The 21,902-nt window shown below is 72.0% G+C and carries 19 protein-coding genes; 3 read left to right on the forward strand and 16 right to left on the reverse strand.

All coding sequences use genetic code 11. The features are described from left to right. Positions 1–72 precede the first annotated feature (72 nt). The 12 genes from ABEB00_RS30740 to ABEB00_RS30795 all read right to left on the reverse strand — a co-directional run bounded on the left by ABEB00_RS30740 (position 73) and on the right by ABEB00_RS30795 (position 12,551). Positions 73–1,200 carry an MsnO8 family LLM class oxidoreductase gene (locus ABEB00_RS30740; protein WP_345623906.1) on the reverse strand — a complete coding sequence of 376 codons (1,128 nt, stop codon included), beginning with the start codon at positions 1,198–1,200 and terminating at the stop codon, positions 73–75. Positions 1,201–1,216: 16 nt separating this feature from the next. Beyond that, a complete protein-coding gene (locus ABEB00_RS30745) occupies positions 1,217–2,431 on the reverse strand; it encodes an LLM class flavin-dependent oxidoreductase (protein ID WP_345623908.1) in 1,215 nt (404 codons plus the stop codon). Further along, on the reverse strand, positions 2,428–3,927 hold the full coding sequence (locus ABEB00_RS30750; RefSeq protein ID WP_345623909.1) for an NtaA/DmoA family FMN-dependent monooxygenase: 1,500 nt from the start codon (positions 3,925–3,927) through the stop codon (positions 2,428–2,430). Before ABEB00_RS30750 ends, ABEB00_RS30745 begins: the two co-directional genes overlap by 4 nt. 20 nt (positions 3,928–3,947) lie before the next feature. Beyond that, positions 3,948–5,150: an LLM class flavin-dependent oxidoreductase gene (locus ABEB00_RS30755; RefSeq protein WP_345623911.1), complete on the reverse strand. Its 1,203-nt coding sequence runs from the start codon at positions 5,148–5,150 to the stop codon at positions 3,948–3,950. A gap of 33 nt (positions 5,151–5,183) precedes the next feature. Further along, positions 5,184–6,407, reverse strand: a complete 1,224-nt coding sequence (locus ABEB00_RS30760) for an LLM class flavin-dependent oxidoreductase (protein ID WP_345623912.1) — start codon at positions 6,405–6,407, stop codon at positions 5,184–5,186. A gap of 61 nt (positions 6,408–6,468) precedes the next feature. Next, a complete protein-coding gene (gene ssuE, locus ABEB00_RS30765) occupies positions 6,469–7,032 on the reverse strand; it encodes an NADPH-dependent FMN reductase (RefSeq protein ID WP_345623914.1) in 564 nt (187 codons plus the stop codon). A gap of 82 nt (positions 7,033–7,114) precedes the next feature. Next, complete coding sequence (locus ABEB00_RS30770) at positions 7,115–8,125, reverse strand: ABC transporter substrate-binding protein (RefSeq protein WP_345623915.1); 1,011 nt, start codon at positions 8,123–8,125, stop codon at positions 7,115–7,117. Between the two features lie 35 nt (positions 8,126–8,160). Then, positions 8,161–8,925, reverse strand: a complete 765-nt coding sequence (locus ABEB00_RS30775; protein WP_345623917.1) for an amino acid ABC transporter ATP-binding protein — start codon at positions 8,923–8,925, stop codon at positions 8,161–8,163. Continuing rightward, positions 8,922–9,881, reverse strand: coding sequence for an amino acid ABC transporter permease (locus ABEB00_RS30780; RefSeq protein WP_425586598.1), 960 nt, complete (start codon positions 9,879–9,881; stop codon positions 8,922–8,924). The genes ABEB00_RS30775 and ABEB00_RS30780 overlap by 4 nt, the downstream gene beginning before the upstream one ends. A gap of 20 nt (positions 9,882–9,901) precedes the next feature. Further along, the gene (locus ABEB00_RS30785) at positions 9,902–10,882 is read right to left on the reverse strand and encodes an ABC transporter substrate-binding protein (protein WP_345623919.1); all 981 of its coding nucleotides are present in this window, start codon (positions 10,880–10,882) and stop codon (positions 9,902–9,904) included. Then, entirely contained in the window at positions 10,879–11,418 is a 540-nt protein-coding gene (locus ABEB00_RS30790; RefSeq protein ID WP_345623920.1) for a GNAT family N-acetyltransferase, read from the reverse strand. Before ABEB00_RS30790 ends, ABEB00_RS30785 begins: the two co-directional genes overlap by 4 nt. Next, on the reverse strand, positions 11,415–12,551 hold the full coding sequence (locus ABEB00_RS30795) for an LLM class flavin-dependent oxidoreductase (protein WP_345623921.1): 1,137 nt from the start codon (positions 12,549–12,551) through the stop codon (positions 11,415–11,417). Before ABEB00_RS30795 ends, ABEB00_RS30790 begins: the two co-directional genes overlap by 4 nt. Positions 12,552–13,485: 934 nt before the next feature. Here ABEB00_RS30795 and ABEB00_RS30800 point away from each other — a divergent pair. Next, positions 13,486–14,505, forward strand: coding sequence for an ABC transporter permease subunit (locus tag ABEB00_RS30800; RefSeq protein WP_345623922.1), 1,020 nt, complete (start codon positions 13,486–13,488; stop codon positions 14,503–14,505). 43 nt (positions 14,506–14,548) lie between these two features. On the opposite strand, the gene ABEB00_RS30805 is transcribed toward ABEB00_RS30800, so the two are convergent. Next, positions 14,549–16,708, reverse strand: a complete 2,160-nt coding sequence (locus ABEB00_RS30805) for a RecQ family ATP-dependent DNA helicase (RefSeq protein ID WP_345623923.1) — start codon at positions 16,706–16,708, stop codon at positions 14,549–14,551. Positions 16,709–16,996: 288 nt separating this feature from the next. Between ABEB00_RS30805 and ABEB00_RS30810 the strand changes: the two genes are divergently transcribed. Then, positions 16,997–17,611, forward strand: a complete 615-nt coding sequence (locus ABEB00_RS30810; RefSeq protein WP_345623924.1) for a hypothetical protein — start codon at positions 16,997–16,999, stop codon at positions 17,609–17,611. Between the two features lie 162 nt (positions 17,612–17,773). On the opposite strand, the gene ABEB00_RS30815 is transcribed toward ABEB00_RS30810, so the two are convergent. The 3 genes from ABEB00_RS30815 to ABEB00_RS30825 form a co-directional block, all read right to left on the reverse strand. Beyond that, positions 17,774–18,403: a hypothetical protein gene (locus tag ABEB00_RS30815; protein ID WP_345623925.1), complete on the reverse strand. Its 630-nt coding sequence runs from the start codon at positions 18,401–18,403 to the stop codon at positions 17,774–17,776. Between the two features lie 68 nt (positions 18,404–18,471). After that, complete coding sequence (locus tag ABEB00_RS30820; RefSeq protein WP_345623926.1) at positions 18,472–19,173, reverse strand: ribonuclease HII; 702 nt, start codon at positions 19,171–19,173, stop codon at positions 18,472–18,474. A gap of 50 nt (positions 19,174–19,223) precedes the next feature. Then, positions 19,224–19,877: a TetR/AcrR family transcriptional regulator gene (locus ABEB00_RS30825; RefSeq protein ID WP_345623927.1), complete on the reverse strand. Its 654-nt coding sequence runs from the start codon at positions 19,875–19,877 to the stop codon at positions 19,224–19,226. A gap of 223 nt (positions 19,878–20,100) precedes the next feature. On the opposite strand from ABEB00_RS30825, the gene ABEB00_RS30830 reads away from it, so the two are divergent. Next, positions 20,101–21,648 carry an MFS transporter gene (locus ABEB00_RS30830; protein WP_345623928.1) on the forward strand — a complete coding sequence of 516 codons (1,548 nt, stop codon included), beginning with the start codon at positions 20,101–20,103 and terminating at the stop codon, positions 21,646–21,648. Positions 21,649–21,902: the final 254 nt, after the last annotated feature.

Raw genomic sequence — 21,902 nt, forward strand, 5'->3', positions numbered from 1 at the left:
CCGACGATCTCGCAGATCGCGAAACTCCGCTTGGCCCTGTGGATAAGTCCGGTCAGGGACACATCACCAGCCTCACCGGCGCCGCCACTCCTCCGCGAGGAGCTGGTACGAACGCACCCGGTCGGCGTGATCGTGGGTGATGGTGGTGATGAGCAACTCGTCCGCCCCGGTGGCCTCCTGCAGCCGTTCGAGCTGGTCGGCGACTCGGCCCGGGGAGCCGACGAACTGGGTGTCGACGCGATCGGCGACGAGTGTCCGGTCCGCTTCGCTCCACTCGTGGGCGCGGGCCTGCTCCGGGGTCGGGAACGGGATCGCGCCCTCACCCGTGCGGATGCTGCGGACCCACAGGGCGTATCCGGTGGCCAGTTCGCGCGCGGTCTCGTCGTCCTCGGCGACGACGACGTCGGCGGAGACACTGACGTAGGGCTTGTCCAGGTGGTCGGACGGCTGGAACGCGGCCCGGTAGCCCTCCGCCGCCTCCAGCACGGTGGCCGGGCTGACGTGGTAGTTCGCCGCGAAGGGCAGCCCGTTGCGGCCGGCGACGTCGGCGCTCTGCCCGCCGCTGCTGCCGAGGATCCACACCTCCACCTCGGCGCCCTCGCCGGGGACGGCGTGTGCTTCGACGCCGTCCGCCGAGCGGTAGTCGCCGCGCAGCAGCGCGAGGATGTCGTCGATCTGCTCGCCGTAGTCCTGGGGGCCGGCGCCGGGCTGGTGCAGCAGCCGCTGCTGGAGCTGGAAACGGGGGGACTTGAGCAGGTGCTGCGGGGAGAACCGCGGCGGGATGCTCAGACCGTTGGGGGCCTTTCCGTCGACGACGGGGGTGGTGGCCGGGCCGGGGGTCGCCGCGGGTTTCGAGGGCTTTCCGCCCGAGCGGCCGAGCCCCAGGTCGAGGCGCCCGGGATGCAGGGCGTCGATCAGCCCGAACTCCTCCACGGTCGACAGCGCGGTGCGGTGACCGAGCAGTACGGCCCCGGATCCGATCCGGATCGTGGAGGTCGCGGCGGCGGTCAGTGCCAGCAGGACGGCGGGGGAGGTTCCGGCCACCCCCGGGTTGAGGTGGTGCTCGGCGAACCAGTAGCGCGCGTAGCCGTGACGCTCGGTCTGCCTGGCCAGGTCGAGAGAGTTGCGCAGCGCCTGGGCGGCGGTGGCACCGGACGGAACCGGGACGAGGTCGAGAACCCCGAGAGGTGTGCCGGACATGGTCGCGTGTTTCTCCTCAGCGGTCGGTGGGCGTGGACGAAGTGGCGGGGACGGCCTCGGAATCGGCCACGGACGCGAGATCTGGCCCAGGCCCGGAAACCGGCCCGGACGCGGGCTCGGGGTGCGGATCACGACCGGCCCCGGCCCCGGCCCCCGTTCCGGTTCCGTCGTCCTCCGTCCCCACCGGAGCCCAGGGGAACGGCGGATCCGGGATCTCGCGCCGCAGCACCGGCGCGATGTCGGACTGGAAGAGTTCGAGCGAGGCCCGGTGGCGGTCCGCCGGGAGGCCGCTCGCGTCGGCGTGCAGATGGAGCACGCTGTGCCCGAACCGCGCGTGGTAGCGGTGCACCTTCTCGATCACCTGCTGGGGGCTGCCGACCAGCGCGGAACTGCGCTCGACGAAGTCCTCCAGGGTCGGGAAGACCGGCTCGATGCCCAGCCGTCTCTGGAACGCGAGGTTGCCCTCGAACACCGGTCGGTACGCGGCGATCGCCTCCTGGGAGGTGCGGGCCGCGTAGAAACCGGCCGTCCCCGCGCCGACGACGGCGCGGGCCGGGTCGTGACCGTAGTGCTCCCACCGCTCCCGGTAGTGGCGGACGAGTTCGGCGTACGGCTCGATGGGATGAGTGACGTTGGCGGAGAAGAGCGGGTCGCCGTAGCGGGCGGCGAGGTCGACCGACTCCCTGCTGGTCGCGCTGCCGTGCCAGACCCGTACGGGCCGCTGGTACGGCCTGGGCCACACCTCCGCTTCGGTCAGCGCGGGACGGAAGCGCGGGGCGGCGGTCACCTTGTCCTCGCGCCAGATCCGGCGGAACAGCTCATAGCTCTCGGCGTTGCGCTCCCACTGGTCCTCGGGGGTGACCTGGAACAGCTCGCGCTGGGCGGTGCCGTTGCCCTTGCCGATGATCAGGTCGAGCCGGCCCCCGGAGAGGTGGTCGAGGGTGGCGTAGTCCTCGTACGCGCGTACCGGGTCGAGCAGGCTGAGCGTGGTGACGGCGGTGAACAGCCGGATGCGCGAGGTCAGGGCGGCGATGTGGCTCAGGACGACCGGAGGCGAGGAGGAGATGAACGGCCGCTCGTGGCGTTCGCCTACTCCGAAGCCGTCGAAGCCCAGCTCCTCGGCGAGCAGGGCGTTGTCGATCACTTCGCGGAAACGTTCCCGCGTCGGCTTCCGCACACCGGTCACCGGGTCCGGCGCGTGCACGATGAGGGTGATGGCCAGGAACTTCACGAGACCGCCCGCCGTTCCTCCGGCACCGGCACCGCGTGGGCGTCGGGACGGAAGCCGGGGCGGGAGCCGGAGCGCGAGTCGGGGTGCGCCAGGCCGAGGTGGTCGCGGAGGGTGGTGCCCGTGTAGTCGTGCCGGAACACCCCGCGTTCCTGGAGCAGCGGTACGACCTTGTCGGCGAAGTCGTCGAGGCCGGTCGGGGTGAGGTGCGGAACCAGGATGAAGCCGTCGCTCGCGTCGGCCTGGACGTAGGCGTCGAGGGTGCGGGCGACGGTCTCCGGGGAGCCGACGAAGCTCTGCCGGTTGCCGGTCTCGATGACCAGGTCGCGGATGGACCAGTCGTTGGCCTCGGCGAGGGCGCGCCACTCGCGGGCGGTGGCCAGCGGGTCGCGGTACATCCGCACCTGGGCCCGGCCGCGGGCGACGTGGTGCTCCCCCACGTCCGGGTCGATGTCGGGCAGCGGGCCGTCCGGGTCGTAGCCGGACAGGTCCCGGTTCCAGACGAACTCCAGGTGTTTGAGGGCGGTGGCGCCGCTGACCTGCTGCCGGCGGATCTCCTTGGCGAGTTCCTCGGCCTCGGTGTCCGTGTCGGCGAGGACGAAGCCGGCGGCGGGCAGGATGAGCAGTTCGTCGGGGCGGCGGCCGTACTTGGCGAGGCGGTTCTTCACATCCGTGTAGAAGGACTGTCCGCCCTCCAGGGTGGCGTACCGGCTGAAGATGGCGTCGGCGCTCGCGGCGGCGAACTCGCGGCCCTCCTCGGAGTCACCGGCCTGGAAGATCACCGGCCGTCCCTGTGGGGAGCGCGGTACGTCGAACCGCCCGTGGATGTCGAAGTGCCGGCCGCTGTGGGCGAAGGAGCCGGCCTTCGCGTCCCGGAGGAACACCCCGCTCTCCTGGTCGGCGACGATCTCGTCGCCGGGCCAGGAGTCGAAGAGTTCGTTGGCCGTGGCCAGGAACTCCTCGGCCCGTGAGTAGCGTTCCTCCTGGGGGAGGAAGCCGCCGCGCCGGAAGTTCTCGCCGGTGAAGGCGTCCCAGGAGGTCACGACGTTCCAGGCGGCGCGCCCGCCCGACAGGTGGTCGAGGGAGGCGAACTGGCGGGCCACCTCGTACGGCTCGTTGAAGGTGGAGTTGATGGTGCCGGTCAGGCCGAGGTGCTCGGTGACGGCGGCGAGCGCGGACAGGACGGTGAACGTGTCGGGGCGGCCGACCACGTCCAGGTCGTAGATCTGGCCGCCCTGTTCGCGCAGCCGCAGTCCCTCGGCGAGGAACAGGAAGTCGAACTTGGCGCGTTCGGCGGTCCGGGCGAAGTGCGCGAACGAGCTGAACTCGATGTGGCTGCCGGCCCTGGGGTCGCTCCACACGGTGGTGTTGTTGACGCCCGGGAAGTGGGCCGCGAGATGGATCTGCTTCAGGGGTTTGCCCGTGGCCGGGTCGCCAAGGGCCTTGCCCCGGGCCGGGTCGCCCGGGGCCGCCGGGCCGTTCGGGTGTGGCGTGGTCATGTCGTACGACTCCTTGCGCCTCAGGCGGCGGCGTAGCGGTTGGCGGGGCGGGCGAGTCCGAGGAGGCCACGCAGGGTGTCCGCCTCGTAGGCGCGCCGGAAGGCGTCGCGGCGCTGGAGTTCGGGGACCAGCCCCCGGGTGATCCGCTCCAGGTCGTGGCCGGTCACCGCCGGGCGCAGCCGGAAGCCGGTCAGGCCGGCCCGGCGCCGCTCCAGCAGCAGGTCGGCCAGTTGCGCGGGGGTCCCCGTGAAGATCTCGGCGTCGCTGGTGAGTGTCTCGCCCGCGAGGTCGTCCAGGCGGGCCCTGCGGTCCCGGGCCGCGGCGGGTTCGTCGTCCAGGAAGACCAGCAGGTCACCGAAGACGTGCAGCGGCCCCTCGGCCCGGCCCGCCGCGGCCTGGGCCGCGCGGATCTCGGCGACGATCGCGTGGGCCTGGTCGGTGTCGTGCGGGGTGACGTAGCCGATGTCGGCCGAGGTGCCGATCAGGCGGTACGGCACGCTCCGGTGGCCGAGGGCGCTGACGACGGGCTGGCCCTGGGGCGGACGAGGAGTGATGGAGGGGCCCTTGACGCTGAAGTGCCGGCCGTGGAAGTCGATGTAGTGCAGTTTGTCGCGGTCGATGAAGCGTCCGGTGGCGGCGTCGCGGATCTCCGCGTCGTCCTCCCAACTGTCCCAGAGCCGACGGATCACCTCGACGTGGTCGGCGGCCTCCTCGAACAGGTCGGCGACCAGCTCCCGCCCGGCCCGGGTCTCCAGGTCCTCCGGGCCGACGCTCGGGAACGTACGGCGCCCGAAGTGCGCGGCCACGTCCGGCCGGGCCGACACCTGCACGCGCAGGCCCGCGCGGCCCGCGCTGACGTAGTCCAGGGTGGCGATCGCCTTGGAGAGGTGGAACGGCTCGGTGTGGGTGACGATCGCGGTCGGTACCAGTCCGATGTGCCGGGTCAGCGGGGCGATCCGGGCGGCGAGGAGCACCGCGTCGAGCCGGCCCCGCACCTGGTCGGTGCGGTCGTCCTGCGCGACCGGGTCCGTGCTCTGCCGGCCGAGCCCGTCCTCGAAGGTGACGAAGTCCAGCAGGCCCTGTTCGGCCTCCGCCACCAGGCCGGCCCAGTGGCGGGCGGTGAACAGATCCTGCGGCCGTGCGCCCGGCTCGCGCCACGCGGCGGGGTGCCAGCCGGTGCCGTCCAGCGCCACGGCGAGATGAAGAGGGGGAGATACGGACACGAGAGCGGTGCCTTCCTGATCGTCCGTGAGTGGTCACCGGCCCTGTGGGGGCGCGGCGGTGAGCAGGGCGGGAGTGGAGGTGGGGCTTGAGGAGCGGAGGTCGGGGGGCGGGGGAGCTTCGGGGGGTGCGGGCTCGGGGGTGGAGGTTCCCGTGCCCCTCCCCCACAGCCCCTGCGCGGCGAGCCGCGGCAGGACGTTCTCCCCGAACCAGTAGGCCTCCTCCAGGTGCGGATAGCCGGAGAGGACGAACTCGTCGATGCCGAGCCGGTGGTACTCGGCGATCCGCTCGGCCACCTCCGGGTGGCTGCCGACCAGCGCCGTGCCGGCGCCGCCGCGCACCAGGCCGATGCCGGCCCACAGGTTGGGGTGGATCTCCAGCCCGTCCCGGTTCCCGCCCCCTCCGTGCAGCGCGAGCATCCGCTGCTGCCCCTCGGACTCGCTGCGCGCCAGCCCGGCCTGGACGGAGGCGACGGTCTCGGGGTCGAAGCCGTCGAGGAGCCGCTGGGCCTCGGCCCACGCCTGCGCCGCGGTGTCACGGGTGATGACGTGGAGGCGGATGCCGAAGCGGATGTTCCGCCCCTGCCGCTGGGCGAGCGTCCGGATCCAGGCGATCTTCTCGGCGACGGCGGCCGGCGGCTCGCCCCAGGTGAGGTAGACGTCCGCGTGCCGGGCGGCGACATGGCCGGCGGCGGGCGAGGAACCGCCGAAGTAGATCTCCGGCACCGGGTCGGGCAACCGGCTGAGCCGGGCGTCCTCGACCCTCAGGTGCTCCCCCGCCAGGCTCACCGGACCGTCGTCCTCCCACAACCCGCGCACGACCTGGAGGAACTCGTCCGTACGGGCGTAACGGGCGTCCTTGTCGAGGAAGTCACCGTAGGCGCGCTGCTCCTTGCTCTCCCCGCCCGTGACCACGTTGAGCAGCAGCCGGCCGCCGGTCTGCCGCTGGAAGGTGGCCGACATCTGGGCGGCGAGGGTCGGGGAGACGAAACCGGGCCGGAAGGCGACCAGGAACTTCAGCCGCTCGGTGTGCTGGCTGATCATCGCGGTGGTCAGCCAGGCGTCCTCGCACCACGCGCCGGTGGGGGTCAGCACGCCGGTGAAGCCGAGGTCCTCGGCGGCGCGGGCGACCTGGGTCAGGTAGCGGACGTGCGGCGGCCGGTCGCCTCCGGGTGCGGTCACGGGAGTGCCGTGGCCGCCGCCGACGACATGGCGGCTGTCGCCGTTGGTGGGCAGGAACCAGTGGAAGGTGAGGTTCACGTCGGCTCGTTCCTCTCGGTGCCGGTGGCTCGGCCGGTGGATCAGCCGCTGGTGGGTCGGGTCACGCCGCTCGGCCGGCCGCCGCGAGCGGGGCGGTCCTGCCGAGCGCCGCGGAGAAGTGGTCGACGACCTGGACGAGCGCCTCGGCCGCCGCCGGCGCGACGGCGAGCAGACCGTCGTCGCCCACCGTGATGTCCTTGTCGAGGGTGAACCAGCCCTGGACGATGTGTCCGGCGCCCATGGAACTGAGCACCGGGCGCAGGGCGTAGTCGATGGCCAGGACGTGGGCCGTGGTCCCGCCGGTCGCCAGCGGCAGCACCGTCTTGCCGGTCAGGGCGTACTGCGGCAGCAGGTCCAGCAGCGACTTCAGCAGACCGGAGTAGGCCGCCTTGTAGACGGGCGTGCCGATCACGACACCGTCCGCGCGGGCGAAGAGCCCGGTCACCTCGGTGATCACGGGGTGCCCGAAGTCGGCGTGCAGCAGCGCCTCGGCGGGGATGTCGCGCACGTCGAGGGGGGTCACCTCGTGTCCCTGGGCGATGAGCCGCGCGTCGAGGTGGCGCAGGAGGCGCGCGGTGCGGGAGGTGGCGGAGGGGCTTCCGGAGACGGACAGGACGGTGGCCATGGCGGACCCTTCGGGAGCTGTGGTGTGCGGTGTGCCGGTGCGGGACCGCCGTACTCCGGCGTACGGCGGTCCGGCGCCGGCTCTAGTCGGTCTTGGGCAGGCCGGGCGGGTTGATCTCCGACTTCTCGACGGCCTCGTCGCTCAGGCCCCAGCGCTTGAGCACCTTGCCGTACGTGCCGTTGTCGATGACCTCGTCGAGCGCGTCGGCGAGCGGCTCGGCCAGCCCGCTGTCCTTCTTGGTGGTGGCCGCGATGAGTCCCTGGAGGGTCGCGCCGGCACCGGAGTACGTACCGACGACCTCGGTCTTGCCGCTGGTGGCCGCGTGGTAGGCGGCGGAGGGGTTGGGGCCGAGGTAGACGTCGACGCGGCCGGACTGGAGGGCGAGGTAGGTGTCGCTCTCGGTCTGGTAGTACTTGATGTCGATCGGTTCGCGGCCGGCCTTCTCGTTCTCCTCGTTCCAGTCGACGAGGAGCTTCTCCTGGTTGGTGCCGCTGCTCACGGCGACGGTCAGGCCCGCGAGGTCGGCGGCGTTCCCGGTGAACTCGAAGCCGCTGCCCTTCTTCGCCTCGAAGCCCAGGTTGTCCTGGCGGTAGGTGGCGAAGTCGTACTTCTCCTTGCGCTCCTCGGTGACGGTGATGTTGCTGAAGCCGACGTCGTACTTGGCGCTGTCCAGGCCGACGAAGATGTTCTCCCAGGAGACCGTGTTGATGTGCAGCTTCAGGCCCAGCACATCGGCGACCAGGGAGGCGATGTCGGGCTCGACACCGATGACGGTCTTGTTGTCGGTGGCGAAGAAACCCAGCGGCGCGGCGGAGGTGGACGAGGCGACGACCTCCAAGGTCCCTCTCTTGCGGATCCGCTCCGGCACCTGGGCGGCGATGGACGCCACCTTCTCGGTGGTGACGCGGTTCTGGTCCGGGCTCAGGTTTATCTTCGTCTTGTCGCCGGAAGCGGCCGCGATCTCGGCGGTACCACCCTCGGAGGGGTCGCCGCAGGCGCCGAGGACGAGCACGGCGGCCAGTGCGAACGCGGCCGCGGCGGAGCGGCGGACGATCGCAGCGGCGGGGACGGCGGGGATGGTGGGGGCGGTCATGGTCGGGCTCCTTGCCGGTGGACGGGAGGGGTGGGTCAGAGGACCTTGGAGAGGAAGGCGCGGGTGCGCTCGTGCCGCGGCGCGTCCAGTACGGCCGCGGGCGGCCCCTGCTCCACGACGGCACCGCCGTCCATGAACACCACCGTGTCGGCCACTTCGCGGGCGAAGCCGATCTCGTGGGACACGACGATCATGGTGGTGCCGGTGCGGGCCAGGTCCCGGATGACGTCGAGGACCTCGCCGACCAGTTCCGGGTCGAGCGCGGAGGTGGGCTCGTCGAAGAGCAGCACCTTCGGTTCCAGGGCGAGGGCGCGGGCGATGGCCACCCGCTGCTGCTGTCCGCCGGACAACTGCCGCGGGTACGCCTGGGCCTTGTCGGCGAGGCCGACCCGCTCCAGCAGCCGGCGGGCGGTCTCCTCGGCCTCCTTGCGGGGGCGGCGCAGCGCGGAGAGGGGAGCCTCGACGAGGTTCTCCACCACGGTCAGGTGCGGGAAGAGGTTGAAGTTCTGGAACACGAACCCGATGTGGGTGCGCTGTTTCAGGACCTCCTTCTCCTTGAGTTCGTGCAGTTTGCCGCCGGAGCGGCGGTAGCCGATCAGCTCCCCGTCGATGGAGATCCAGCCGCGGTCGACCTTCTCCAGGTGGTTGATGGTGCGCAGCAGGGTGGACTTTCCCGAGCCGGACGGGCCGAGGACGACGGTGACCTCGCCGGCGCGGACCTGGAGGTCGACGCCGCGCAGTACTTCCAGCGCGCCGAAGCTCTTGTGGACGCCGTGGACGTCGACCATGACGGCACTCATGAGCTGCTCTCCTTCGTCACCAGGCGCCGGACACGCTGGAGCGGGGTGGGCGGTGGGGTGCGGTCGGCGCCCCGGGCGTACCGGCGTTCCACGTAGTACTGGGCGATCGACAGCAGCGAGGTGAGGACGACGTACCAGGCGGTGGCGACCAGCAGCAGCGGGATCACCCGGCCGTTGCGGCCGTAGATGACCTGCACCTGGTAGAACAGCTCGCCGATGGCCATGACGTAGACCACCGAGGTGCCCTTGAGCAGGCCGATGATCTCGTTGCCCGCCGTGGGCAGGATGGCGCGCATGGCCTGCGGCAGCACGATCCGGCGGATCTGGCGCAGCCGGGGGATGCCCAGTGCGGCGGCGGCCTCCAACTGCCCGTGGTCGACGGCGAGCACCCCGCCGCGGACGATCTCGGCGCAGTAGGCGGCCTGGTGGAGCGAGAGACCGATGACGGCGGCGCCGATGGTGCCGATCAGGGTGTTGCTGTCGACGGACCAGAACACCGGCCCGAAGGGGATGCCGACGCCCAGTTCGCGGTAGAGCGCGCTGAGGTTGAACCAGAACACGAGCTGGACGATCATCGGGATGGACCGGAAGATCCAGATGTAGGTCCAGGCCACGGTCGACAGGACCGGGCTGCGCGACAGTCGCATGAAGGCCAGGACGGTCCCCAGGAGGAAGCCCAGCACCGTGGCGTAGACGGTGAGCTGGAGGCTCACCCCGACCGCCCGCACGACCGTCTCGGAGAGGACGTAGTCGGCGAAGACGCCCCATTCCCAGACCGGGTTGGTGGCCAGCCCGTGCGTGAACTGGGCGACCAGGACGAGCACGGCGACGGCGGCCACCCAGCGGGCGCGATGACGCGCGGGGACGATCCGGAGGGAGGCGTCCGCGCCGGGTGGCGCCGAGGGGCCCGTCGCCGGGGCGGCGGGGCCGGTGGTGGGGCCGGTGGAGAGGGGCATCGTGGTGGGCCTGTTGCTCGTCACTGTGCTCGGGTGTGCTCGGGCGGGTTGATCCGCGAGGACTCGATCGCGGAGGCGGAGGTTCCCCACTTCGTCAGGATCCGGGCGTACGTGCCGTCCTCGATCAGCTCGTCGACGGCGGCCCGGAACGCCTTGGTGAGCGGGGACCCCTTCTTGAAGGCGAAACCGACGTCCAGGCGTTGGTACTCGCCGAGGAAGGCGGTTCCCGAGGCGGGCTGCGACGCCTGGTGACGCAGGCCGTTGATGGTCGACATGATCACGTTGATCCGGCCCTGCTGGAGCGCGGTGAGGACGGCCCCGTTCTCTGAGTAGACCTTCACGTCGTACGGCTTCTCGCCCGCCTCGGCGCACACGGACTTCCGCGCTTCGAGGGTCGCCTCGAAGGTGGTGCCGGCGCCGGTCCCGATGGTCAGCCCGCACAGTTGGGTGAGGTCGGTGACCTTGGACTTGAGGGTGGTGTCGCCCTTTTTCACCGCGAAACCCTGGCCGTCGTTGATGTAGGTGACGAAGTCGATGGTCTTCAGGCGTTCGGCGGTGACGCCGAAGTTGCCGGTGCCGAAGTCGTACTTGCCGCTGCCGAGGGCCGGGAGGATCGTCTCGAAGGAGGCGTCCTGCCGCTCCAGCCTCACGCCGAGGACCTTGGCCACGGCGTCGGCGAGGTCGATGTCCTGGCCGACGGGGGGCTTGTCCTGCCCGTTCGGGTAGTACGCCCCGGGCGGGGCGCCGGTGGCGGCGCCGACCCGCAGGGTGCCGGACTCGCGTACGCCGGCCGGCAGCAGGGCGGCGACGGAGCCCACCTCGCGTACGGCGGCGACCGGGTCGTCGGTCGGGGCCGGTGACGCCTGGGCGCCCGCCGGTGCCGTACCGGAAGGGTCACCGGAGCCGCAGGCGGTCAGCGCGAGGGCGGGCAGCAGTGCGAGGGCGGCGACGCGCGCTCGTACGCGCCGGCGGGAACGCGGGGGCAGGCCACGGACGTTCACAGGGTGGCCGCCTTTCCGGGACGGAGTGTGCGGGGGAGGTGTTTCTCGAACGGCAGCGGGCCGATGGTCTCCGGGTCGGCCTCGGTGTCGAACAGCGGTGTGTAACCGGTGGTCAGGTACAGGCCGCGGGCCTCGGGCTGGCGCGGGCCGGTGGTGAGGTAGATCCGCCGGTAGCCGCGGGCCGACGCCTCGTGCTCCAGTTCGGCGACGACGCGCCGGGCCAGGCCGCGCCGCCGGTGGTCGGAGTGCGTCCAGATCCGTTTCAGCTCGGCCGTCTCCCCGGCGTCGTACCGGCGGAAGGCGCCGCCGGCGACCGGCGCGCCCCCTTCGAGGAGCAGGAGCAGCGCGCCGCCGTGCGAGGCGCTGAACTCCTCGTCGGGGTAGCGGGCCAGCTCGGCGTGCGCGTCCCCGCCGTAGCGGCGGGAGTACTCGTCGCCGAGTTCGCGCAGCAGGGGCCGCACCCGGGGGTCGGACACCGGGACCTGAACGACTGTCAGTTCGCCGGCGGACGGCGGCCGGGGCGCGACGGACGTCATCCGGTCACCGCCGTCAGGGTCTGCGGACCGCGTGCCGACCGCTCGGCGTCGCGCTTGGCGACCTCCTCGCGGACGAGCGGAATGACGTACCGCCCGAAGTCGATGGCGTCGTCCAGCAGGTCGTAACCGCGGGCGGAGAGGATGTCGACGCCGAGGTCGTAGTAGTCGAGCAGGGCCCGGGCGACCGTCTCCGGGGTGCCGACCAGGGCGTTGGAGTTGCCCGCGCCCCCGGTCGCGGCGGCGGTCGGCGTCCACAGGGCGCGGTCGTAGCGCTCCCCCGCCTCGGCGATGGCGACGAGCCGCTGCGACCCGGTGTTCTGCGGCTGGTCCGGCCCGTTGTGGCGTTTGGTGACGGCTTCGCCGCGCGCCCTGCGGGCCTTGATGGCACCGACCGTGCGGTGGGCCTTCTCCCAGGCCAGTTCCTCGGTCGGGGCGATGATCGGGCGGAACGCGGCCTGGATGCGGGGCACGTCGGTGCGGCCGGCGGCGCGCGCGGCGGCCTTCACCGCCTCGATCTGCTCGGCGGTCTTCTCCAGGGGTTCGCCCCAGAGGCAGTAGATGTCGGCCTCGGCGCCGCCGGCGGCGTACGCGGCGGGCGACGAACCGCCGAACGACACCCCCGGCCGCGGCTGCTGGACCGGGAAGACGTCGCTGACGAAGTCGTGGAAGCGGTAGTGCTCCCCCTCGTGGTCGAAGGGCTCGTGGGTCGTCCAGATCTTCTTGACGATCCTGATGTACTCCAGGGTGCGGGCGTAGCGCTCGTCCTTGGTGAGCACGTCGCCCTCGCGGCCCTGCTCGTGGTCGTTGCCGCCGGTGATGAAGTGCACGGTCAGCCGGCCGTCGCTGATCCGGTCCAGGGTGGCGAAGGTCTTCGCGGCGAAGGTCGGGTACGAGACGTTGGGCCGGTGGGCGAGCAGGATGCCGAGGCGGTCCAGTTTGCTCGCGAGGTAGGCGGCGGCCGGGGCCGGGTCCGGTGATCCGGACCCGTAGGCGAAGAGCACACGGTCCCAGCCGTGGTCCTCGTGGGCCCGGGCGAGCCGGAGCGTGTACTCCTTGTCGAAGGCGGCGCCGGAGCGCGGCGTGGTCTCGGAGCCGTCGTGGGTGGCGGCGATGCCAAGGAACTCCACTGGCATGGGAGCGGGCCTTTCCTCAAGTCCGGTGGGCCGCGTCGGGGCGGCGGCCGGGCACGGCGGAGCCGCCCTCGGCGCGGCCGGATACGACGGCGCTTCGGGTGCGTGGTGCTGCGGTGTGCGTGGTGCTGCGGTGTGCGTGGCGCTTCGCGGTATGTGGTGTCTCGCGGTATGTGGCGTGGTGCGTCGCGGTACGTGGAGCTTCGGAGTGCGTGGTGCTTCGGGGGCGCGGAAGGGGGCGGACGACAAGGGGGCAGGGACGGCGAAGGTGTGACGACGCCGGGGCGGGGGCCTCGGGGGAAGAGCGCGGCGGCAGCGCGTGTCAGGACTCGCGGAACCGGTCCGTACGTGGGTTCAGCGCGGGTGCCGCGCAGAGGTACGGGGGTGGCGCGAAGGGAGGAACTCGGCCCGCGACGGGATCGACGGGATCACCGAGGGAGGGAAGGGCCGGTCAGACGGCCCGCTGCCGCGTCAGGCGCAACACGCCGCGGACCACACCCGACCGAAGTCGATGTGGCCACGGGTGACCAGGTGCTGTCCGGCATTCATGCGACTAATTGAGCAGCAGATCCGGCCTCTCGTCAACCGTGCGCCGCATACTGGACGGTGCGCTCCGCGGGCGCCGGCCACCGGCAGCCGGACGTCGACCATCGGCAGCCGAACGGCAACCTTCGGTCATCGGTCATCGGTCATCAGCACCGATCAAGTGCGCACGCGTGGTTGACACCTCCGGGCGTGCGCTACGTACGATCGGTACCGGTCGGGCTCCGCCCTGTGCGGCAGCCGCACCGGCCGCGTTGAGGGACGCGGCGAGCGTGACGACACCGGATCCAGCCACCGCCCCCCGCCCGTGCCGAGCCCGCGTGCGATCCCCGCGCGTGCGCCGCCGGGTGGTCGTCGCGACGCCCGCGCGTCCCTCCCCCTGGAGATCCTCCCGATGGCTTCGCCGTCCGACATCGCCGGTCCCTCCCCCGCCACCGGCCCCGCCCAGTCGGTTCCGCCCGTCGAAACCGGCGCTCGGGTCCCGCGCCGCCCGGACCCGGGCGGCCTGCCCCTCGACACCGGCGACGAACCCCCGCCGATCGTGCCGCGCCGGCACCCGGGCCGGTGGCTGACCGCGGCCGGCGCCCTGCTGGTTTTCGCCCTGGTGGTGAACTCGGTCGTCCGCAACCACGCCTTCCAATGGGACGTGGTGGGCCGGTACTTCACCACCGCCGCGGTCCTCGACGGCCTGCTGCTCACCCTCTGGCTGACCGGTGTGGTGATGGTGCTGGGCTTTCTGCTCGGCATTCCGCTGGCGGTGATGCGCCTCTCCGCCAATCCGGTGCTGCGCACGCTGAGCTGGGGATACGTGTGGATCTTCCGGTCCACCCCGCTGCTGGTGCAGTTGCTGTTCTGGTTCAACATCGGGGCGCTGTACCCGACGCTCGGCCTGGGCATCCCCTTCGGCCCCGAGTTCGTCAGCGTCAAGACGGTGAACCTGCTCGGTCCCACGCTGACCGCCGTCATCGGCCTGACCCTCCACGAGGCCGCCTACGCCGCCGAGGTGGTGCGCGGCGGCATCCTCTCCGTGGAACCGGGCCAGACCGAGGCCGCCCAGGCCCTCGGTATCGGCCGCCGCCGCACGCTGCGCCGGATCGTCGTTCCGCAGGCGATGCGCTCCATCGTCCCGACGGCGGGAAACATGCTGATCGGCACGTTGAAGGGCACCAGCATCGTCAGTGTGCTGGCCGTGCACGACCTGCTGTACTCGGTGCAGTTGGTCTACAACCAGACGTACCAGGTCATCCCGCTGCTGCTGGTGGCGACCGTCTGGTACATCGCCGTCACGACGCTGTTGAGCGCCGGGCAGTTCTACGTCGAACGTCACTACGCGCGTGGCGCCGCCCGCACCCTGCCGCCCACGCCGTTGCAGAGGTTCCGGTTCCGGGTGTCCGCGCTGCGGGCACGGGGGTGAGGGACGGCGGCGGACGGCGACAGGTGCGCGGCCGGGGCCGGGCTCAGCCCGCCGCGGCCAGGACCAGCGGAAGCACCTGCTCCGCACCGGCCCGGCGGAGCAGCCGGGCGGCGACCGCGAGGGTCCAGCCGGATTCGGTCAGGTCGTCCACGAGCAGGACCGGGCCGGGCGTGGCGGCCAGCGCGGCGGCCAGCTCTCCGGAGACCGCGAAGGCGTCGGACAGCGTCCGCAGGCGCTGGGCGGAGTTGCTGCGCCGGGCCGCGTGCGCGCCTTCCGGCCCGGTGTACGTCAGCGCCCCCAGGAAGGGCATGCGGCCGACGGTCGCGATCCCCTGGGCGAGGGAATCGACCAGTCGCGGCCGGGTCAGGGACGGTACGGCGACCACGCCGACCGGCCGGGCGGAGTGGTCCGGGGTGCCCGCCGCCCAGCCGCCCGGGGAGCGTGCCCAGTCGGCGAGGACGTCCACGGCGGCCCGCAGGACGTCGTCGGGGACGGGGGTGTCGGGCGCGTTCTCGGCCAGCAGCGGGCGCAGCCGGTTGCCCCAGCCGATGTCCGAGAGCCGTCCCAGGGCCCGCCCGGTGGCGCACTGCTCACCGGCCGGGATGCGGCCCTTGAGGTCGATGCCGAGCGCGGGCATGCCCGTGGGCCACATCCGCCGGGGCTCGATCTCCACGCCCGGCCGGTCCAGCTCCTTCGCCGCCCCGGTCAGCGTCTCCGGCGACACGGAGGTGTCGGCCCAGGACCCGGCGCAGTTGTCGCAGCGGCCGCAGGGGGCCGCGCCCTCGTCGTCCAGTTGCCGGCGCAGGAACTCCATGCGGCATCCGGACGTACCGACGTAGTCGCGCATCGCCTGCTGCTCGGCCGCGCGCTGCCGCGCCACCCACTCGTACCGCTCGGCGTCGTACGCCCACGGTTCGCCGGTGGCGATCCAGCCGCCCTTGACCCGCTGCACGGCACCGTCGACGTCGAGCACCTTGAGCATGGTCTCCAGCCGGGTGCGCCGCAGGTCGACCGAGGCCTCCAGCGCCGGTACGGACAGCGGCCGGCCCGCCCCGGCGAGGGCGGAGAGGGTCTGGCGGACCTGTGCCTCGGGCGGGAAGGCGGTGTCGGCGAAGTAGCGCCAGATCGCCTCGTCCTCCTTGCCGGGCAGCAGCAGCACATCGGCGTGCTCGACCCCGCGCCCCGCGCGGCCGACCTGCTGGTAGTAGGCGATCGGCGAGGACGGCGAGCCGAGGTGCACGACGAAACCCAGGTCCGGCTTGTCGAAGCCCATGCCGAGCGCCGACGTCGCCACCAGCGCCTTGACCTGGTTTCCCAGCAGGTCGGACTCGGCCTGGAGCCGGTCGGCGTTCTCCGTGCGGCCGGTGTACGAGGCCACCGGGAAGCCGCGCTGCCGCAGGAAGGCGGTGGCCTCCTCGGCCGCGGCCACGGTGAGCGCGTAGATGATGCCGGAGCCCGGCAGCTCGTCCAGGTGCTCGGCGAGCCAGCCCAGGCGGTGCGCGGCGTCGGGCAGCCGGACCACGCCCAGCCGCAGGCTCTCGCGCTCCAGCGGGCCGCGCAGCACCAGCGCCTCGCCGGCCCCGGTACCGAGCTGCTCGGCCACGTCCGCGGTGACCCGCGCGTTGGCCGTCGCGGTGGTGGCCAGCACCGGCACGTCCGCGGGCAGCTTGGCCAGCATCGCCCGCAGCCGCCGGTAGTCCGGGCGGAAGTCGTGACCCCAGTCGGAGATGCAGTGCGCCTCGTCGACCACGAGCAGGCCGGTGGTGGCCGTCAGGCCGGGCAGCACCTGCTCACGGAAGTCCACCGAGTTGAGCCGCTCGGGGCTGACGAGGAGCACGTCGGTCTCGCCGCGTTCGACCTCGTCGTGGATGGTGTCCCATTCCTCGGGGTTGGCCGAGTTGATGGTCCGCGCCCGGATGCCGGCCCGCGCCGCCGCCTCGACCTGGTTGCGCATCAGCGCCAGCAGCGGGGAGACGATCACCGTGGGGCCTGCCCCGCGTCGGCGCAGCAGCGCCGTGGCGACGAAGTACACCGCCGACTTGCCCCAGCCGGTGCGCTGCACCACGAGGGCGCGCCGGTGCTCCTCGACCAGCGCCGCCACCGCCTGCCACTGGTCCTCCCGCAGCCGCGCCGTCCCGCCCGGGGCACCGACGAGTTCCGCGAGAAGGGCATCGGCTTCGGCGCGCAGCTCCAGATCGTCCATGCCCCCATGCAACCCGATGGCGACACGGATCGGCCACCTCACGCAGTGTGACGGCCGACTCCGCTCTCCCGCGCGTCACCTGCGGCCTCTCGGGGTAGGCAGATAACGAACCCATCATCCGATAACGGTCGGCGGTATCATTTGCTCGTTGCCGCAACCCAGTTCGACAGCGAGAATCGGAGTCCGCTCCCCGCACGGCTCCTCCGTGTTCCGGCTGGGCTTCATCGCGGTGGACTCGCCCTCATCCGTCCCTGCCCGCAGCACGGGCGCGTAGCCGAAGGGAGGAACGTGACCTTCGGATTCGCTCCGTCCTCAGCGGCCTCACTGTCGACGTCCGCCGCGTCCGGCACTCGCGTGCTCGAACCGGTGGAGTGGGCCGCGGCGGGCATTCCGCTGCTGCGCAGTCCCCGGGAGATCGTGAGCGGGCTGCACTCACGCCACCGCCCCGAGCCGGGCACCGCGATCGTGGCGGTGCTGGACCCGGACGAACGGCTGCGCGCGAGCGCCTCGTTCACCGCCCGCTCGGCCCCGCCGGACGGCTGGATGTTCCGCAACGTGCTGCTGGCCCAGCTCCGCCGCGTCATCCCGCACGATCTGCGCCGCCGCACCCCGGTACGTACCGCCGTGCTGCTCTACTGCCGCGACGGCGACGCGCGTTGGACGGAGGAGGACGGCGCGTGGATGTGGGGGCTGCGGGACGCCTGCACCCTGCACGGGCTGCGCTGCGGCTCCTACATCACGCTGACCCGGGACGGCTGGCAGGTCCTCGGCGAGGGACGGGGCGGCCGCCGCCCGAATACGCTGTCGACGCCGGAGCCGTTCGCCACGTCGGAGACGCCGCTGCCGCCGCCGCGCACGGGCGGGGTCGCCTCGGACGTACTGCGCCGCGCGGCGGCCCGCTGACCCGCGCACGCGACAGCACCCGCACGACGACCGCCCTCGGCTATGTCCGGCCGTCGGGACGATCAGCCACGAAGACTGTCCGCCGCGGCAGGTACGCCCACGCGCACTCCGGACGAGGTCCCCGCGTCACCCCCGGCGCGGGCCGGGTGTGACGCAGGGGACTCAGACGCCCGCGCCCAGCAGCGAGTTGACCCGCTGCGGGTCGCCGCAGACGATCAGCAGGGCACCGGCCCGGGCTTGCGCCAGGGACAGGGCGGCGGCGGTGGCGGTCTCGGGACCGCCGTTGACCGCTACCACGACCACGGGCCGCGAGGCCGCACGGTCCGCGGTGGCGGCGTCCGCGTAGAAGACGTCGTCACCGGCGTCGTGCTGCGCCCAGTAGGCGGTCTCACCGAAGGACAGTTCGTGACTGGCCCACGGGTGCGGGTCGCCGGTGGTGAGCACCAGCACCTCACCGGGGGGACGGCCCGCGTCCAGAAGCAGGTCCACGGCTCCTTCGGCGGCGTCGAGCGCGCCTTCGGCGGAGGCGGGGATCATCTGGATCTGCGGGGTGGCCGAGGCGGCGGCAGGAGCCGCGGGGGCCGGCGGTCCGGGCTTGGCGGCCGCGTCGTGCGGCGCGCGCTGCGTCGGAGCTGCGGGACGGTGCGGGCCGGGACGCCCCGGGCGCGGCGGAGCCGCGGGACGGGGGCCGGGTACGGGACGGGGGGTCGGCGCGGTACGGCCACTGGCCGGGGTGGCGCGGGGACCCTGGGCACTCTCGTGAATCTGAGGCTCCTCGGGAGGGAGAGGCATGAGCTGATGTTTATCAAACGTCGGTGCGACTCGCACCAGCGGGTGGCACATATGTACGGATGAAGGTGTCAGAAATCGAAGCCGAGCTGGCCCTCGATCTCCGGAACCTTCTCCTCCGCCCAACTGCGGGCCTTCTTGAGGTGCCGCCACTGGGGCAGCGCATCAAGATACGCCCACGACAATCGGTGGTACGGGGTGGGGCCCCGCTCCGCCAGTGCGGCCTTGTGCACGGGCGACGGATACCCGGCGTTGTCCGCGAAGGCGAAGTCTGCATGGTCGATACCCAGTTCGGCCATCATTTTGTCGCGGTGGACCTTGGCGATCACCGAGGCCGCCGCGACCGCCACGCAGGACTGGTCGCCCTTGATCACGGTCCGGACGCGCCAGGGCGTTCCGAGGTAGTCGTGCTTGCCGTCGAGGATGACCGCGTCGGGGCGGACCGGCAGGGCGCCGAGGGCGCGTACCGCCGCGAGCCGCAGCGCGGCGGTCATCCCCCGCTCGTCGATCTCCTCCGGCGAGGCATGCCCCAGGGCGTACGACGTGACCCAGGTCCGCAGTATCTCGTCCAGTTCGGTGCGCCGCTTCACGGTCAGCAGCTTGGAGTCGGTGAGTCCCAGGGGGGGCCGGCGCAGTCCGGTGACCGCCGCGCAGACGGTGACGGGGCCGGCCCACGCACCGCGGCCCACCTCGTCGACACCGGCAATGATCTTGGCCCCGGTCGTGGCGCGAAGGGAGCGCTCGACGGTGTGGGTAGGTGGTTCGTACGGCATGGCGCCCTCAGCGTACGCCGCCCCGAACCGTCGCCGACACCCCGGTTCCCTCAGGCCCGCTCAGGTGCTCCGGCCGCCGCTTCCCTGACGTCCGGGCGCAGCAGCGGGACCATGAGCTGGTCGACCATCTCCTCGATGTCACCACCCTCCCATTCGCACCCGCATACCTTTGAGCGGTACATCATCATCGCCGGGACGGCATCGAAGACGTAACTGTTCGCCGCGTCGGGGCGCACTTCGGCGCGGTCGATTCCGCGACACACCACCTCCTTCAGCATTCTTATGGTCGGCTCGATGACACCTTCGAAAATCACGCTGTGGAAACGCTCGACCTGCGCGCTGTCGCATTCGTGAATGACCGATCGCAAAGCGGAACCGGATCGGGAGAACATCGCCTCCCGGGCCCGCAGACACAGGGCGAGGAGATCCTCCCGGACGCTCCCGAGATCGGGGACCGTGTCAAACCGCGGCAGTCCGGACCGCAGCGCGTCCGCGACGAGATCCTCCTTGGACGACCAGCGCCGGTAGACGGCCGCCTTGCCGGTCTGGGCGCCGGCCGCCACGCCCTCCATCGTCAGGCCGTTCCAGCCGACCGTGCCGAGCTGGTCCAACGCGGCGTCGAGGATCGCTCGTTCGAGCACCGGTCCGCGTCGGCGCGAGGCCGCCTGAGCGGGGGCGGCGGCCCCAGGGCGCGAAGTGGCCATTCGGATGCCTCCAGGGGGAGAGGGAAGCGGAGATCAAGGGATCGGGACGGGGGCGGGTCACGGACAGGGACGGGCGGACGCGGGGACACGGGGACGCGGGGGACATGGCGACGGGAAACGCTACGCCGAAGAAAGAGAACGGTTGCGTTCACTGTCGTGGATTCACTACCGTTGCCGAGACAGTGAACGCGAGCGTTCACTACGCACTCGTGGGGGACCTCTTGTGACCACCTCTCCGTTGATTCGCGACCAGAAGCCGGGGACGGCCCGTCGGGGCGGGCACCCAGGCATCGCGCTCACCGTCATCGCGGCCTGCCAACTCATGGTGGTACTCGACGCGACGATTGTGAACATCGCTCTTCCGCACATCCAGAACGCGCTCGAGTTCAGCACCACCGACCTCACCTGGGTCGTCAGCTCGTACACGCTCACCTTCGGCGGCCTGCTGCTCCTCGGCGGCCGAGCCGGTGACATCCTGGGCCGGCGCCGGGTCTTCATCACCGGCATCCTGCTCTTCACCTTCGCCTCGCTGCTCGGCGGCTTCGCCCAGGAACCGTGGCAGTTGCTGGCCGCGCGAGCCCTCCAGGGCATGGGCGGCGCCATCGCCTCGCCGACCTCGCTCGCCCTCATCACCACGACATTTCCCGAGGGGCCGGAGCGCAACCGTGCCTTCGGCGTCTTCGCGGCCGTCTCCGCGGGCGGCGGGGCCATCGGCCTGCTGGCGGGCGGCATGCTCACCGAGTGGCTCGACTGGCGCTGGGTGCTCTTCGTCAACGTGCCGATCGGCCTGCTGATCGCTGTGCTCACCCCGCTGTACATCAGCGAGTCCGAACGGCACTCCGGCCGCTTCGACATCGCCGGCGCGGTGACCTCGACGACGGGCATGGCCTCCCTCGTGTACGGCTTCATCAGGGCGGCTGACTCGGGGTGGCGGGACAGTCTGACCATCGCGTCCTTCGTCGCGGCGGTCGTCCTGCTGCTCGCCTTCGCGCTCGTCGAGTCCCGGGCCAAGGAACCGATCACACCGCTGCGGATGTTCGCCGACCGCAACCGGTCCGGCAGCTACGTGATCATGCTGAGCCTGGCCGCGGCGATGTTCGGCATGTTCTTCTACATCGTCCTCTTCGTGCAGAACGTGCTGGGCTACAGTCCGATCGACGCCGGCCTCGCGTTCCTGCCGGTCACCGTGGTGATCGCGCTCGGCGCCGGTCTGTCGCAGCGTTTTCTGCCCGTGTTCGGCCCCAAGCCGTTCATGCTGGTCGGCTCGGCGCTCGCGGCGATCGGCCTCGCCTGGCAGGCCCTCATCACCTCCGACAGCTCCTACGTCGGAGGGGTGCTGGGTCCCATGCTCGTCTTCGGTTTCGGCATGGGGCTGAACTTCGTCACGCTCACGCTCACCGCGGTCTCCGGCGTCGCCCCGCACGAGGCCGGCGCCGCCTCCGGCCTGCTCAACGCGATGCAGCAGGTCGGCGGCTCGCTGGGCCTGGCGATCCTGACGACGGTGTTCGGCACGGCCAGCAAGGACGAGGCGGAGAAGCAACTGCCGGACTTCCTCACCAACGGCTCTCCGGAGCAGCAGGCCGAGTTCGCCAGGACGCATCAACTGCCCGCGCCCTGGGGGCACGAGGTGCTGGCACAGGGCATCTCCGCGGCGTTCGTCCCGGCCGCCGCGATGGCCGTCCTCGCCCTGGTCACGGCGTGGCTGCTGGTCCGGGTGCGCAAGAGCGACCTGGAGGCCCTCTCCGGATCGGCCGGACCGGGAATCGGCTGACCGGACGGCACCGCGGGTCGGCCGGGACGGGCCGACAGGCCCCATGAGAGCCTGTCGGCTTCTTCCCGGCCGGCCCGCCGGCATCCGGGCCACCCGAGCTGACCGGGTCACCCAGGTCACCCAGGTCACCCTTGCAAGGACACGAGGCAAAGCGCCCAGCGGACTGCTCAGCGGTGTGCTCGACAGACTCTCCATGCCACCCCCTCATGCCGTCCGGCGGTCCAGCCGTCCGAGACCTCACACCTCGCACAGCA

It is taken from the genome of Streptomyces ziwulingensis, from assembly GCF_039542605.1.
GTDB classification, from domain to species: domain Bacteria; phylum Actinomycetota; class Actinomycetes; order Streptomycetales; family Streptomycetaceae; genus Streptomyces; species Streptomyces ziwulingensis.